Genomic DNA, 250 nt, shown 5'->3' with positions numbered 1-250 from the left:
AGCCATGCGCTTGTTTTTGAACAGGGCGAAGGCGTCCAGGCCAAGCATGGTGCTCCAGCTCTGGTTTTTCTGCTGGTTAGAAACCGGAATGGTGGGCAGCGTCAGGGTGAACAGCGCCAGCAGCACGGCGAGCGCGGCACCAATATACAGCTGCATGTGGCTCAGCTCGAAGCCCGCGAAGCTCACGCCCCACATTGCCATGATAAAGCCGATGGTGCCCCAGATACGGATTGGCGGGAAGTCGGTGACG

At 59.6% G+C, this 250-nt stretch carries 1 pseudogene; it reads right to left on the bottom strand.

Going from position 1 to position 250, the window contains the following annotated elements:
- Nucleotides 1-250: pseudogene (locus RG959_RS24640) on the bottom strand (MFS transporter); the annotation flags it as partial.

It is taken from the genome of Domibacillus sp. 8LH, assembly GCF_038806185.1.
Classification (GTDB): domain Bacteria; phylum Bacillota; class Bacilli; order Bacillales; family Domibacillaceae; genus Domibacillus; species Domibacillus indicus_A.
This window is presented reverse-complemented; position numbering and strand designations above follow the sequence as displayed.